Origin of the sequence: Streptomyces sp. CB02414 (assembly GCF_001905385.1) — a bacterium.
Taxonomy (GTDB): Bacteria; Actinomycetota; Actinomycetes; order Streptomycetales; family Streptomycetaceae; genus Streptomyces.
The window spans coordinates 392,215-406,430 of sequence record NZ_LIPF01000008.1; the positions used below are offsets into that span (position 1 = coordinate 392,215).

Consider the following 14,216-nt stretch of genomic DNA (forward strand, 5'->3'; position numbering starts at 1 on the left):
CGGTGATCAATACGAGACGAAGGAGAGGAAGGGGATGGAGGAGACGAAGGAGACGTACTCGGCGATCAGGTGAGAAACGTCTTGAGTTCGTGCACGAGCTTCTTGATGTGGCCGGAGATCACCGGCGCGCCGAGGTCCTTGAACCGCTCCCGGAACCACGGGTTGACGCTGCCGCGTCCGGAGCTGGTCACCGACCCGACCGGGATGAACTTCGCGCCGGAGCGGTGGACGGCGGCCATGCTGTCGAACAGCTCCTGCTGCCGCCACTCGTAGAAGTCGGAGATCCACACCACCACGGTGTTGCGCGGCTCGGCGATCTTCGGCTGGGCGAGCGCCATGGCGACCGTGCCGTCGGTGCCGCCGCCGAGCTTGGTGCGCAGCAGCGTCTCGAACGGGTCGTGCGCCCAGGGAGTGAGGTCCAGCGCCTGGGTGTCGTACGCGATCAGATGGACGTCCACCTTCGGCAGCCCGGCGAAGATCGACGCCAGGATGGTGCAGTTGACCATCGAGTCGACCATCGACCCCGACTGGTCCACGACGACGATCAGCCGCTGGGGTGTCGTCTTGCGGCTGGTGTGCCGGTAGTAGAGCCGGTCGACGTAGAGCCGCTCCTCCTCCGGGCTCCAGTTGGTCAGGTTCTTCCAGATGGTGCGGTCGATGTCGAGGTTGCGGAAGACCCGCTTCGGCGGCACGGACCGGTCGAGCTCGCCGACCGTGGACTTCTCCACCTGGGTGCGCAGCACCTCGGTGACCTCGTCGACGTAACGCCGGATCAGCGCCTTGGCGTTGCTGAGGGCCACCCCGGACAGGTTGTCCTTGTCCCGCAGCAACTGCTCGATCAGCGACATGCTCGGCGTCAGCCGCGCCGCCAGCGCGGGATCGGCCAGCACCTCACGCAGGTGCATGCGCTTGACGAGACCGGCCTCGATGGAGCCGAGCTCCGGGCCGATCGCGGGGATCAGGCGGCTGAGGTCGGGCGTGGGCCCACCGACGCCGGTGCCCGTCGGGCTGACACCGGTACCGCCCCCGGCAATCGCCCGTCCCGCACTGCCCCGCCCGCCCCGCAGCTCGCCGGGCCGGCAGCCGAGGGCCCGCTCCAGCCACTCGGCGTCGGACTGCCAGCGGGCCAGCTGCTCGGCGGTGATCGTGCCGGGGCTGGAGGCGAAGACGTTCAGCAGCACCTTCGACGCCAGCGCCGCACGCCGCACCTCGGCGGCCCGGTCACGCTCACCGTCCTCCTCCGGCTCGGGCGTCATCAACCCGTCGAACTCGGCGGCGAGCTCCGGATGCCGCTGCACGACGGAGCCGACGGACGCCCCCGGGTCGAGCAGGGCGGACGGCAGTCCGATGTCCTCGACGACGGCGAGACTCGCCGACTCCAGGGCGGGCTGTTCCTCGTGGTCGAAGAGCCGGGCGAGCAGGCGCCAGTAGAGCACCTGCCGACGGTTGTCGTTCGGGTCGGGGACGCTGGCCGCGGCGTCCGCGCCCGCTCCGTGTTCGCCAGTCTGGTGGGTCATTTCCGCAGCAGCTTCCCCGCGCGTTCGCGCAGTACCTTGACGGCGTCGGTGGCGGCCTTCTCGGCCCGGACCCCCGCCTTGTCGGTCGTACCCCCGGCCCAGGCCCCGGCATGCACGGCGACGGCCTTCTTCCGCACGGTCCGCTCGACGGCGAGCGGCTGGAGCAGGAACGCCCCGGCGTCCCAGCGCAGCAGCCCGAGGCAGGCCCCGGACGAGGCCACCACCTCCGGCGTCAGCGGCCCGGCGGCCGGCACCCGGCCGGCGTCGACCCCGATACGGCACCCGGCGACCTCGAACACGAGCCCGCCGTCCTCTTCGGCCTCCTCCACGCCGTACCCCTCCAGCAGGACGGGCACCGCGATCCGGGCCGGATGCCGGTCGAGCGGCGAGACGGCGAACGCGACGGCGGCCGGCAAGGCCACCCGGGCGGTGACGAACGCGTCGGCGGGCTCGCCCGCCCGGGCGCGGGCGTCGTCCCATATGAGGTCGCCCTCGGCGGTGACCGGCATCGCGTCGAGCTCCATGGAGCGTCCTTCGCTCACGGCCTCCAACAGGGACATGTGCGGCCGCAGCAACTGCCACAGACCGGCCCCGACGACCGTGTCGGGCTTGGGCGCGGACACCGAGGCCCGCACCAGCCGCGACGCACCCCCGTCCGACGGCTCGAACACCGCGTGCACCTGCGCCTGAACGGCGGTGGCGTGCTCCTGGACGTCGACGCCGAGCGGCAGCAGACGCCCGCTCACCTCACCCACCGAGGACGTGGAGCCGGCCCCGGGCAACGTCAGCAACAGGGCCCGCGACCACAGATCTGCCCAGCGACGCACCGGCACTCGCTCCAGAGACGCTCCCGGACAGGACGCGGCCAGCTCGGCGGCGAACCCGTCGAGGAGCGTCGCGAGCCGACGCAGCTCCGGGTCGGGCAGCATCGCGGAGACCACGGACGCGGCCCCGCCGACGAGGTCGTGATCGATACCCTGCCAGCCGGCCCGCGCCAGATCACACAGCCAACTGCGCGCGGCGGCACACAGATTGCCCGCATGCTCCTCACCGGCGACAGAGCCACCACCCGCGTCGGCCACGGCCCCCGACCGCCCGGTGGCCTCCTCCACCCGGGCGACGAGAGCGTCGTGCACGGACCCGAGCAACGCCGTGCGAGCCGCGGCGAGCGCGACGAAGTGCCCCTCGTCACCGGTCCCGGCGGTCGTCTTGTCGGCGGCCTCGGCCACCCGCGACGCGAGCGGCGTCCCCGCGACGGCGTCGGCGAGCCCCGCCAACCCCCCGGCCTGCCCGGGCTGCGGACGCAACAGCCCACCCACGAGCACGGCATCGAAACCGTCCACCGCGGCAAGCGCCTCGTCGAGCCCGTCCACGACATCGGCAAGCAGATCAGTACGCATCAGGCCGCCACCGCCCCGCCCGTCGGAAACCACTGCATCTCCGGCAACGGATCGGTACTCGCCGGTAGTTCGAGGTATGCGAGGTGCCGCAGAAACCGGCTGAACACCTGCGCCGCAGCCGAGCCGTCATCCGCCCCCGGCCGCGTGGCCGTCATGGCGGACGTGAGGACGTGCGCGTCGGCGGCCTCATCGGCGTCGACCTTCAGATACCGGCCCACACGCTCGGCCCCGTACTGCAGCACCGCCTCACCGACGAGCGCCCGGATGTGGTTGCAGAACGAACCGCGCGCCCCGCCACAGGGACGGTTGTTGTTGGTACTGCACGCGTACGCGTACGACCCCGTCGCGATCGACGACACGTACACGCGCCCGATGTCCGACCCGCTGGACACCACACCCTGCAACCGTCCGTCCGCCAACTCGACGAACGGCACCTTGGCGAGCTTCCGCGGCCGCGCGGACGGCACCACCCGCGCCGTGCTCGACTTTTCCCAGACCGACAACGCACCATCTCCCATGCAGGCGAAGGGGGCGTTCACGCCACCTCGGCGGAACGAGATCGAATCTATCGGCGACCACTGACAACGCCCTCCGCGTCCGCCGCCGCGCTCTTGACGGGGGCTCGGAACCGGTCGCTACTTGTGCAGTGGGCGTTGGGCAGTTGTCCACTTCTGTGTCAGCAGAGAGCGGAGAGGATGGCGCATGTTCGTCACCGGTCCACGATCCAGGCGGTGCAGATGAAGAAGAGACTGTGCGGTGCGGGCGCCGCCCTCGGCGTCCTCGGCGTCCTCGTCACGGTGGGCGTACAGCCGGCACAGGCCTCCCGCCAGGAACCCAGCCGACTCGGCACGCACTGCCCCTCGGCCCCTCCGACCTCACCGAGACCCGTACCGTCACCACCCTCCAGCCCGGCGTGACGCTCACCCGCATCGCGCGGGGCGGCGGCGGGACCACCGACCGCGCCCTGCACTGGACGGTCGAGGTCTCCATCCCCGGCGGCGAGACCTCACCGGACCCCGACGCTCCGCCGACCACCCTCAAGGACCGGGCCAGCGCCGACGAACTGGCCACCGAGCTGAGGACGAAGGGCTTCCAGGCCCGCGCGGAGCAGGTCAGGACACCGCGCACGGCCGACTACGCCGGCGGCACCCTCGGCTGGCGGGTCCGCGTGGGCACATTCGACTCCCAGTCCGCCGCGACCGCCGAGCGAACACGCCTGAGGGCCGCCGGCCATACGGGATCCGCCGTCTACACCGGCTGGGACGGCGCCGCCGATGCCCGCGGCCCATGGCACGTCGACGTGCTCACCATCGACCCGCGCGAGTTCCGCGGCAGCCTCGACGCGTCGTACGGCCCGGACCTGGAGAACCGCGAAACGACCAGCGACCTGTCCACGAGGGCCGGCGCGACGGCCGCGGTGAACGCCGGCTTCTTCGTCCTCGACCCCAAGGCGGGTGCCCCGGGCGACCCGGCCGGCGTGGGCGTCTACGACGGCCGCCTCCTGAGCGAACCCGTCAACGGACGCCCCGGACTCGTACTCCACGACAACGGCAGACGCACGCAGGTCACCCGCCTCACCTGGCGAGGCCGGGTCAGCACAGGAACCGCCTCCCTCCCCCTGAACGGCATCAACCGAGTACCCGGCCTGATCAGAAACTGCGGCGGCACCCCCGGCGACGCCCCGACTTCCCTGCCCCTCCACGACGTCACCTGCACCAACCCCGACGAACTGGTCACCTTCACCTCGGAGTACGGCGACACGACACCACCCGGTGACGGAGTGGAAGCCGTACTGGACGCCCACGACCGGGTGGTCGAACTGCGCTCCCCCCGAGGCGGCACCCTCCCGCCCGGCGGCAGCTCCGTCCAGGCGACCGGCCGACGCGTCGCCGACCTGACCGCCCTCGCACACATCGGCGACCGTCTCCGCATCACCACGACCCTCCTGGACGAACGAGGCCGCCGCGTCCAGCCCACACCCAAGACGCACATCCTGAACGCGGGCCCGGAACTGGTCCGCGACGGACGCCTGCACGTCACCCCGGCCACCGACGGCATGGTCCACCCGGACGACCCGAGCTGGTACTACGGCTGGGTCCACAAGCGCAACCCGCGCACGCTGGCCGGCGTGGACACGGCAGGCCGCACCGTCCTCGTCACGGCCGACGGCCGCAGCACCGAGTCCCTCGGCCTGAGCATCGTCGAGAGCGCCGAGGTCGCCAAATCCCTGGGCCTGCGCGACGCCGTCAACCTCGACGGCGGCGGCTCCACGACGATGGTGACGGGCGGCACGGTGGTCAACGACCCGTCCGACGCAGCCGGCGAACGCCCGGTCGGCGACGCGCTACTCGTCCTGCCCCGCAGGCAGCACCACTGACGCCCACCGCCCCCCCGCCCCGCACGCGAGAACCGCAACCCACCCAGGGAGCCGCCGTGTTCGCGAACGTGCTTACCGCCCCGACCCGACGAACAACCCTCCGAACCCGAGTCCTACTCGTCCTGTCCGTACTGCTCACCACCCTGACCCCCACCGCCCCGGCCCTGGCGGCAGCCCGCCCCTCCGAGTCCTCCCACGGCGCAGAGGTCGTAGCCGTCACCCAGGTCGCGGACCGCCAGGTCGACCTCTCGGTCCGCTCGACGGCCCTCGGCGGCCGCACCGTCAAGGTCCGCCTCCTGACCCCTGACGGCTGGAACCCGGACGACCGACCACGACAGCACTGGCCGACCCTGTGGCTCCTGCACGGCTGCTGCGGCGACTACACGTCGTGGACCACGATGACGGACGTCGCGGAGACCGACGCCCTCCGCGACGTCCTCGTCGTCATGCCGGAAGCCGGCTGGAACGGCTGGTACAGCGACTGGTGGAACCACGGCCGGGGCGGCGACCCCGCCTGGGAGACCTTCCACACCAAGGAGCTGCGCCACCTCCTGGAAGGCGACTGGGGCGCCGGCCGCGACCGCGTCGTCGCCGGCCTCTCGATGGGCGGCCAGGGCGCCCTCCTGTACGCCGCCCGCCACCCGGGCATGTTCAAGGCGACGGCCTCCTACTCCGGCTCGGCCCACCCCCTCCTCAACGACGAGTCGGTCAACCGCCTCCTGGGCTTCTTCGCCGGCCAGGGCAACGACCCGTTGAGGGTCTGGGGACACCCGGTCGACCAACGCCGGATCTGGGAGTCCCACGACCCCTTCCACCTCGCGAAGCGGCTCCGCCACATCCCGGTGTACCTCTCCTGCGGAGACGGGACGACGGGGCCGCTGGACGCGCCGGGTGCCACCAGTGCCCTTGAGGCCGACTTCAATCGGCAGAATCATGCGCTGGCCGCGGAACTGCGCCGCGTGGGGGCGCGGCACCTGACGACCAACTTCTACGGGCCGGGGACTCATGGGTGGGCGTATTGGGAGCGGGAGCTGCATGCTTCGTTGCCGATGCTGCTGGGGGCGTTGGGAGACGGCGGATGACGGGGCCCCGTCAGGAGGTAGGTCAGTAGGTGCCGTGTGGCTGTCGTGTCCGGGTGGTCTGACGGAGAGACGGCTGCGTCCGTCAGGGCTGCGTCGGCCATTGCAACCCTTAGTGTGCTGGACGCGTAGCCGTTCCAGGGGGAGCCGTAGGCGCCGACATGGCGGGCGGCGTCGCCGCGCGCCGTCACACCGCCGACGGGCGCGGTCCGTTCGGCGGCCGGGGCGAACCCGAGCCGGGCTGGCTTCCCCGCCGCCCAGGCGGCCACCAGCGACCTCTGTCAGTGGCACCAGGTAATGTCACACACATCGTCAAAGCGGCCCGACGGGCTTCCGCTCCGCCCCGGTGGAGTCTCGAAGGACATGCCCCCACCCGCACGAGTCATTTCGTGCTGCCTGGGGGAAGTTCTTGCTGTTCCGCGAGTCCGCCAAGTCGATCGCCGCGAGGACGCTCGACAGTTCGCTGTATCTCCACCTCACCGAGCAGTTCGTCCACATGCATGGATATCGACCCGGAGCCGCAGAGGCGCGATCCTGGGAACGGAGCATCCCCGCGCTGACGGCGGCCCTGATCGACGCGGGTCTCGGCGATGTCGAGGTGTTGATCGAATACGCGCTCCCGCTGAACAGCAAGCGGGCCGATGCCGTGCTCGCGGGCGTGCACCCCGACACGGGCGAACCGTCGTACGTGGTGGTGGAACTGAAGCAGTGGAGTCAGGCACTCCCCGACGAGGACGACCCCACCCTGTGCCGAGTGGATGCCTATTCCCACCCCGTCCTCAACCCCATTGAGCAAGTACGCCGGTACTGCGAGTACCTGGTGAACTTCAACGGAGCCGTTGCGGAGCACGGCCACAGGGTCAGCGGGGTAGCGTTCCTGCACAACGCCACCGAGTTCGGGGTGACTGGCCTGCGGGAGATCGAGCGCGACGGCCACGGTCTGCTCTTCACCGGGGAACGCCGAGGTGCCTTCCTCGACCATCTCCGCACGAAACTCAGCGACAGGCACTCGGGCGCTCGCGCAGCGGACGAACTGTGCGACGGCGTCGCGGTGCCCTCGAAGCAGCTGATGACGGTGGCTGCCGAAGAGGTGCGAGAGCGCACGCAGTTCGTACTCCTCGACGAGCAGCAGGTCGCGTACCGCATGGTGCTCAATGCTGTGCAGAAGGCAAAGAACGCCGACCGCAAGGAAGTCGTCGTCGTCACGGGGGGGCCGGGAACGGGCAAGAGTGTCATCGCGCTCCAGTTGCTCGGCGAGTTGTACCGCCGCGGTGTACCCGCACTGCACGCCACCGGCTCCCAATCCTTCACCAAGACGATGAGGAAGATTGCCGGTGCCCGCAAACGAGAGGTCCAGGACCTCTTCAAGTACTTCAACAGCTTCATGACGGCAGAGAAGAACAGTCTGGGTGCTTTGATCTGCGACGAGGCCCACCGTATCCGGGAGACTTCGGCCAACCGATACACCCGAGCCGCGCTCCGTACCGGCAGGGCACAGATCGACGAACTCATCGATGTCGCCTATGTTCCCGTCTTCTTCCTGGACGAGCATCAGGTTGTGCGTCCTGGTGAGATGGGCACCGTGGCGGACATCAAAAGGGCTGCGGCAAGGCGGGACATCCCTTGCCACGTAGTCCCTCTGGACAGCCAGTTTCGCTGCGGCGGCAGCGACGCCTACCTGCGCTGGGTAGTCCGACTGCTCGGCCTCGAACCCGGTGAGCCCGTCGTCTGGGAACCCGACGACCGTATGCAGTTGCTGGTCGCCGACAGTCCGCAGCAGATGGAGACGTTCCTCGAGGCGCGCCGCGCCCAGGGCTACGGCGCCCGTATGTCCGCTGGCTACTGCTGGCGCTGGTCGCCGGAACCCAAGCCCGGAAGTCCTCTCCCGCCCGACGTCGTCATCGGCGACTGGGCCCGCCCCTGGAACCTGCGCGGTGACCGCTCCGTCTCTGGTGCCCCACCGGCAGCCCTGTGGGCCACCGACCCGGCAGGGTTCGGCCAGGTCGGCTGTGTCTACACCGCCCAGGGCTTCGAGTACGACTGGTCCGGCGTCATCATCGGCCCCGACCTGCTGTGGCGAGGCGACCGCTGGATCACTGACCGTACGGCGTCGAAGGACCCGGTCTTCAAGAAGTCGACTACCGACGACGACGTCGACCGCCTGATCCGCAACACCTACAAGGTGCTCCTGACGCGGGGGATGGTCGGCACGGTCGTCTTCTCGACGGACCCCGAGACCAGGGAGAAGCTGCGTCAGCTGGCGGGAGGTTCGACTCGGTCACCGTCTCCGTCTGACCGTTTCCGCCCGCTAAGATCCCCGATACCGGTTGCGGCCCGACGGGCTTCCTGCATGGACACGCCCCCACCCGCACGAGTCACTCGTGCTCTGGGGGATCGTCCTCGTGTCCATGCTCCTGCTGCGATTGGCAGCACAGGACTTGCTTGCCCTGAATGAACGGCGTCGCCTGGTGCCCCACCTGGCTGCCCGTTGGGTGCACTTCCAACGGGGTGAATCGTCTGACGGCGAGCGCTCAGCATGGGCTGAAAGTCTCGTCTCGCTCACCCATGACCTGGTTGCCGCCGAGCGCGGCAACGTCGAGATGATCGTTGAGTGTTCTCCGACGGTGGACGCGTCCGAAGGGGCGAACGGGCTGGGCCAGATTGATGTGGTCCTCGTGGGCCGACATCCCGTGAAAGGGAACCTTTCCGTACAACTTGTCGAGCTGAAGCAATGGTCGTCGGTGACGAGGGTGGAGTCCGCGACAGCTGACCTCGTGTACGTGCCGGGGATCGAAGATCCCGTTGCACACCCTGCTCTTCAGCTCGGTGAATACCACGCACTGTTCACCGGTCCCACCGGACCGCTCAACGGGCTTCAGTTCGAATGCGGTGGCTTCGCGTATCTCCACAACGCCACGGACGACTCGGTCCGGCCACTGCTCGGGGTCGATGCCCCTACGGGACCGTACGCCCGTACGTACACCAAGGACACCCGGGGCAGACTCCTCAAGGATTTGCAAGCTCACTTCGCCGCCAGCGACGACTACTCCTCCGCCGAATACATCCTGCACCGGATGAACCTCCGGAACACCCCGCTCCTCGACGCCATGGTCAGATCGAACGGGGAGGACACCGTCTTCACCCTGAGGGACAGGCAGAAGGACGTGGCCGACGACGTGCTCGAGGCGTCGGAGCTGATTCTGGACAGCCCGGACCGTGAGGCACTCGTCCCCCGACCACAGCGCGCCGTCTTCCTGATCACCGGGGGAGCCGGTACTGGGAAGAGCGCGATCGGGCTTCAGCTGCGAGCCGACCTCGAAGGCGCCGGGCGAACGGTGAAATACGCGAGCGGATCGCGAGCCTTCAACGCCGCCATCAAGGAGAACGTCGGATTCACCGACGCAGAGTTCCGCAAGCGCTTCACGCACTTCGGCGCTTTCGTCGAGACGCCGAAGCCGCCGTTGGACGTGCTCATCTGCGACGAGGCACACCGGCTGCGGGACATGTCGAAGAACTGGCGCCTTCCTGCCGAGAAGCAGGGCACGGAACCACAGGTGGACGAACTCCTCAAGGCATCCCGCTTGACCGTGTTCTTTCTCGACGGAGCACAGACGGTGCGCCCGCATGACGTGGGAACAGCGGAGCTCATCAAAGATGCAGCACAACGCCATGATGCCGTCTTGCGTCAATACCATCTGGTGGAGCAGTACCGGTGCGGAGGCAGCGACGCCTACCTCCGCTGGGTCCGGGCGTTGCTCGGTGTTTCGCCGCAGAAGGCACACGATTGGGTCCCGGACGGGCTCATGCACGTCGAGGTCGTTGATACGCCCGACGAGATGGAGCACATCGTCCGTACCGAGTTCGAAGCCGGAGCGACTGCTCGGATGGTGGCCGGCTTCTGCTGGCCCTGGAGCAAGCCGGACAAGGAGAAGAACCTCGAGAACGACGTACGTATCGAGGGGTGGCACCGTCCGTGGAATGCAGACAGCGCGTCCTTCTGCGCCAACGGCGAGCCACCGTCGAAGATCTGGTCCGTGCACGACGCGGGAATCGGGCAGATCGGCTGCGTCTACACGGCGCAAGGGCTCGAGTGGGACTGGTGCGGCGTCATCATGGGCGACGACATGGTCTGGCGCAGTGACCGCTGGGTCTTCCAGAGGGGGAAGCTGCGAAAGGACCGGGAAACCGGGGTGCAGCGAGTGGCGAAACGGGGATCGGTCGATCCGAAGGTGCGTGTGAGCACACTCGACAACGACGACTTCGAGCGCTGTGTTCGGCATGCATACCACGTCCTGTTGACCAGGGCGAGCAGAGCAACCGTGGTCTACTCCACGGACGAGGAGACCAGGAAGTACCTCAAGAAGCTGGTTGGTGAGACCGACGTCCACGGACTCAGGCCCACTCAGAAGTCCATCCCGCCCGAGCTGAGGACTCTCCGTCATGTTGGTGGGTCGCGGGGGCGCAGGGCCCGACGTGCACGGAACAAGGCGAAACTGAAGAACGAGATGATGCTGTTCTAAGCGTTCTGCTACAAGGTGGAGTGGCGGGCCCCCGAGCGCCCGCCACTCGCCTGCTTCAGAAGAGCAGGTGCGCTGCCGACATCATGGCCGCCACCAAAAGGTTGGCGACCACACTGATGGCGACGTCCGTCAGGACCTTGCGGATCCGGGCGTAACGCGCAGGCTGGTACTCGACAGGGTCCATACGTGACCACTCCTTGGCGATGAGCAGGAATGGTGGGGGGACAGCCCACCGGGCATCCGCTCACACACCGCACGAACACGTACGGCGATACACCATGATGCTCACATGCCATTGATTGGCGCATGAACTCTGCACGCGTACCCCTCGGGGAAGGTGCACAGCACAAGTCACTCTACTGCACAACTGGTTGTGCGGCCGTGGAAGGAGAGGAGCCCTTGGCCGTGCGGCCCCGTGCCAATCGTCGCTCACCGCCTGGCAAGGATCACGACGATGGCAGTCAGCGCGCGGCCTGCTTCCGACTGACCTTGGCGGCATCCACCTACCACTTGTGGCGGGCGGGACCCCATCGCGCGCCGAGCTGCTTCTTGGCCTCTTGTCCGCGCAGGGGACATCGAGATGCAGGCGTCCTTCAGCGGTGCCATCCCCGCGCCGGGTTTTCCCTTACCTGTCCCTGTCGTTCTCGGGTTCCACGCCGCCCTTTCCTTGCGGGCGCGCTCGATCATCCGCCCCACCCGCTCGCACGCCATTGCCGGGCATGGCCGAGACTTCCATGAACGGTGAAATCGGCGCCGGGGGGGCGAGAGTACCGAGCGCCTACTCCGCGGCCTCTGGCCGCCGGGGCAGGTGCGGCGGCAGGTCTGCCCAGCCCTGACCGGCATACTCCTGCGCGGTGGCGCGCGCCGCGACCGAGTGGTCACGGCAGCGCTCGAACTCGCATACCGCGGCAGCCACGAGACCGGCCTCGGCCGGGAGCTTGTACCGGAGAAGTCCCTCGAGATGCACCGGCGGATGGAGGTCTTCCAGCTCTACCGACTCTGGCGGCACCGCTGATCATCCGCTTCCCTGCCCGGCGCTCCGATGGACGGGCCGGGACGCGCCGCGTCGTCAGGGCCGACGCGCGGACGCGTCCCGCACCGAAGCCCCTGAACAGCACCTTCTCCTTATTGCGTACCATGTGCAAGTGCTCGCTAATGACGACTACTGTGTCCGCCCCGCCACCCCCGACAATTTGGACGCCGCCCGGGCCGTGATGCTCGACATCGTCTACCGGGACTTCGGGACCGGATACGTGCCCCGCTGGCACCGGGACATCATCGACCTGGCTGGCTCCTACCTGAAGCCGGCCAGGCACACCCTCCTCGTCGCCGTGGACGAGAGGGACGGCGAGGTCGTCGCCACCGGGGCGCTCGACAGTCGCGGCCCCGCGCACCCCCCGAACCCCGTGCACGTCGCCGAGCGCTACCCCTCCGGCGTCACCGCGCAGCTGCGCCGCGTGTACGTCCGGCCCGAGCACCGTCGGCGCGGGCTCGCGCGGCGGCTTGTGGACGAGCTGCTCGCCTTCGCCGCCGCCGATGGCGGGTACCGGGCCGTGTATCTGCACACCGACCCCGCCGTCACCGGCGCCGAGCCGTTCTGGCGTTCGCTCGCCAAGGTCGTGCACGACGAGAGGGAGGACGCGGGAGGCGGGCAGGGCATCGTGCACTTCGACGTTCCCATGGGCTGAGTCTCTGAGCTTTCCGAATTTCCGTGGGCCGAGCTCGTTGTGAAAATCGTTCTCATGTAATCTCCCGTTCGCTGCCTCCTGCCTCCTGCCCGGCCTCCCCGCCCCACGCCCCCCGACCGATCCGAGGACCATGCGCTCCCACCGCCGCTCCCGGCTGCTCGCCCCCCTCATGCTCGCCCCGCTGATAGCAGGCTGCTTCGCCTCCGGAGGTGGTGACGGCTCCGGAGACGGTGGTGGCGGGGAGGGGGCCCGTCTCCACGTCGCCCTCGCCTTCCCGCCCGCCGAGAACCTCTCCCCGTACGGCGCCGACGCCACCCTCCTCAGCCGTCTCGGTGTCACCGAAGGCCTCACCGCCCTCGACGCCAACGGCTCCGCCGCCCCCGCACTCGCCGAGTCCTGGCGCAGGGACGGGGAGAAGACCTGGGAGTTCACCCTCCGCGACGCCACCTTCCAGGACGGCGGCGACGTCACCCCCGCCGCAGTCGCCGACTCCCTCACTCACGCCACCGACGCCGAGCCCGCGCCCGCCGCCCTCGCCGGGGTCACCCTCAGTGCCAAGGCGCAGGGGGAGCGGGTGGTCCGGATCACCACCGCCGAGCCCGACCCCGTGCTGCCGCTGCGGCTGTCCAGCCCCAGCCTCGCCATCCTCTCCGCTAAGGCCTATGAGAAGGGCGGACGTGTGGACCCCGTCGGGCACGCCACCGGTCCCTTCGAGCTGACCGAGGTGAACGGGGCCACCTCCGCCTCCCTCGACCGGTTCGACGACTACTGGGGCGGGCGCGCCCAGGCCTCCGGCATCGAAGCCCGTTTCATCGCCGACGGCACCGCGCGCGCCAACGCCCTGCGCACCGGGGAGCTCGACATCGCCGAGGCCGTTCCGGTGGCTCAGGCGGCGACCCTCGACGAGAAGACGCGGCGCGACACCGCTACCACCCGGACCACCAGCCTGCTCCTCAACGCCTCCTCCGGGTCCTTCAAGGACGCCGGTCAGCGGGCCGCCGCGCGTGCCGCCATCGACACCTCCGTGTTCGCCAAGGACGTGTACGAGGGGTACGCCGACCCCGGTGCCGGGATCTACGGGCCCGCCGTGACCTGGGCCGAGGGGAAGCGGACCGCGCCCGTCGGGCGGGCGGAGGCGGCCGAGCCCGGCGGGGGCACCATCCACCTCGCCACCTACGACAACCGGCCCGAGCTGCCCGAGGTCGCCCAGGTGGTGAAGCAGCAGTTGGAGAAGGCCGGTTTCAAGGTGAAGCTCACCGTGCGGGAGTACTCGCGGCTGGAGCAGGACGCACTCGACGGCAAGTTCGACGCCTTCGTGCTCGCCCGCAACACCCTCCTCGACACCGGTGACCCCGTCGCCGTCCTCGCCAGCGACTACACCTGCGACGGCGGGTTCAACATCGCCCAGCTGTGCGACAAGGACGTCGACGGCGCCGTCGCCGACGCCGAGAAGATCGCCGACACGGCGAAGCGGCAGGACGGCGCCATGGCCGCCGAGGCCCGCATCCTCGGCAGCGACGCCGTCGTGCCGCTCGTGCACCAGCGGATCATCACCGGCGTCGCCGACTCCGTACAGGGCGTGATCCTCGACCCGTACGAGCGCACCCTCGTCGGCACCGGCACCCGGCGCTGAGC

The 14,216-nt window shown here is 69.4% G+C and carries 11 protein-coding genes; 7 read left to right on the forward strand and 4 right to left on the reverse strand.

Annotation, left to right across the window (positions count from 1 at the left end; all coding sequences use genetic code 11):
• Nucleotides 1–65: 65 nt before the first annotated feature.
• Genes AMK11_RS26945 through AMK11_RS26955 form a run of 3 tightly spaced genes read right to left on the reverse strand, consistent with a single transcriptional unit; the run spans nucleotide 66 to nucleotide 3,435 of the window.
• A complete protein-coding gene (locus AMK11_RS26945) occupies nucleotides 66–1,517 on the reverse strand; it encodes a vWA domain-containing protein (RefSeq protein WP_073730651.1) in 1,452 nt (483 codons plus the stop codon).
• Nucleotides 1,514–2,917 carry a hypothetical protein gene (locus AMK11_RS26950; protein ID WP_073730713.1) on the reverse strand — a complete coding sequence of 468 codons (1,404 nt, stop codon included), beginning with the start codon at nucleotides 2,915–2,917 and terminating at the stop codon, nucleotides 1,514–1,516. The genes AMK11_RS26945 and AMK11_RS26950 overlap by 4 nt, the downstream gene beginning before the upstream one ends.
• Nucleotides 2,917–3,435: a hypothetical protein gene (locus tag AMK11_RS26955; protein WP_073730714.1), complete on the reverse strand. Its 519-nt coding sequence runs from the start codon at nucleotides 3,433–3,435 to the stop codon at nucleotides 2,917–2,919. Before AMK11_RS26955 ends, AMK11_RS26950 begins: the two co-directional genes overlap by 1 nt.
• 395 nt (nucleotides 3,436–3,830) lie before the next feature.
• Between AMK11_RS26955 and AMK11_RS26960 the strand changes: the two genes are divergently transcribed.
• From AMK11_RS26960 to AMK11_RS26975, 4 genes are all read left to right on the forward strand, one after another.
• A complete protein-coding gene (locus tag AMK11_RS26960; RefSeq protein WP_383581095.1) occupies nucleotides 3,831–5,294 on the forward strand; it encodes a phosphodiester glycosidase family protein in 1,464 nt (487 codons plus the stop codon).
• 56 nt (nucleotides 5,295–5,350) lie between these two features.
• Nucleotides 5,351–6,376 (forward strand): alpha/beta hydrolase, encoded by a 1,026-nt coding sequence (locus AMK11_RS26965; protein ID WP_073730652.1) that lies wholly within the window; start codon nucleotides 5,351–5,353, stop codon nucleotides 6,374–6,376.
• 406 nt (nucleotides 6,377–6,782) lie between these two features.
• Nucleotides 6,783–8,828 carry a DUF2075 domain-containing protein gene (locus tag AMK11_RS26970; protein WP_241847092.1) on the forward strand — a complete coding sequence of 682 codons (2,046 nt, stop codon included), beginning with the start codon at nucleotides 6,783–6,785 and terminating at the stop codon, nucleotides 8,826–8,828.
• Nucleotides 8,782–10,893, forward strand: a complete 2,112-nt coding sequence (locus AMK11_RS26975; RefSeq protein ID WP_073730715.1) for a DUF2075 domain-containing protein — start codon at nucleotides 8,782–8,784, stop codon at nucleotides 10,891–10,893. Before AMK11_RS26970 ends, AMK11_RS26975 begins: the two co-directional genes overlap by 47 nt.
• Nucleotides 10,894–10,948: 55 nt before the next feature.
• Here the strand turns inward: AMK11_RS26975 and AMK11_RS38780 are convergent, their stop codons facing one another.
• Nucleotides 10,949–11,077: a DUF6408 family protein gene (locus tag AMK11_RS38780; protein ID WP_079187715.1), complete on the reverse strand. Its 129-nt coding sequence runs from the start codon at nucleotides 11,075–11,077 to the stop codon at nucleotides 10,949–10,951.
• Between the two features lie 690 nt (nucleotides 11,078–11,767).
• Between AMK11_RS38780 and AMK11_RS38035 the strand changes: the two genes are divergently transcribed.
• The 3 genes from AMK11_RS38035 to AMK11_RS26995 all read left to right on the forward strand — a co-directional run bounded on the left by AMK11_RS38035 (nucleotide 11,768) and on the right by AMK11_RS26995 (nucleotide 14,214).
• Nucleotides 11,768–11,908, forward strand: coding sequence for a hypothetical protein (locus AMK11_RS38035; protein ID WP_158071001.1), 141 nt, complete (start codon nucleotides 11,768–11,770; stop codon nucleotides 11,906–11,908).
• A 199-nt stretch (nucleotides 11,909–12,107) separates the two neighbouring features.
• On the forward strand, nucleotides 12,108–12,581 hold the full coding sequence (locus AMK11_RS26990; RefSeq protein ID WP_079187731.1) for a GNAT family N-acetyltransferase: 474 nt from the start codon (nucleotides 12,108–12,110) through the stop codon (nucleotides 12,579–12,581).
• 130 nt (nucleotides 12,582–12,711) lie between these two features.
• Nucleotides 12,712–14,214, forward strand: coding sequence for an ABC transporter substrate-binding protein (locus AMK11_RS26995; protein WP_073730655.1), 1,503 nt, complete (start codon nucleotides 12,712–12,714; stop codon nucleotides 14,212–14,214).
• The last annotated feature ends 2 nt before the right edge of the window (nucleotides 14,215–14,216 follow it).

Bases quoted from the DNA above. Each gene is read 5' to 3' on its own strand.
- AMK11_RS26945 (WP_073730651.1), bottom strand. From the start codon at position 1,517: ATGACCCACCAGACTGGCGAACACGGAGCGGGCGCGGACGCCGCGGCC.
- AMK11_RS26950 (WP_073730713.1), bottom strand. From the start codon at position 2,917: ATGCGTACTGATCTGCTTGCCGATGTCGTGGACGGGCTCGACGAGGCG.
- AMK11_RS26955 (WP_073730714.1), bottom strand. From the start codon at position 3,435: ATGGGAGATGGTGCGTTGTCGGTCTGGGAAAAGTCGAGCACGGCGCGG.
- AMK11_RS26975 (WP_073730715.1), top strand. From the start codon at position 8,782: ATGCTCCTGCTGCGATTGGCAGCACAGGACTTGCTTGCCCTGAATGAA.
- AMK11_RS38780 (WP_079187715.1), bottom strand. From the start codon at position 11,077: ATGGACCCTGTCGAGTACCAGCCTGCGCGTTACGCCCGGATCCGCAAG.
- AMK11_RS26990 (WP_079187731.1), top strand. From the start codon at position 12,108: ATGCTCGACATCGTCTACCGGGACTTCGGGACCGGATACGTGCCCCGC.
- AMK11_RS26995 (WP_073730655.1), top strand. From the start codon at position 12,712: ATGCGCTCCCACCGCCGCTCCCGGCTGCTCGCCCCCCTCATGCTCGCC.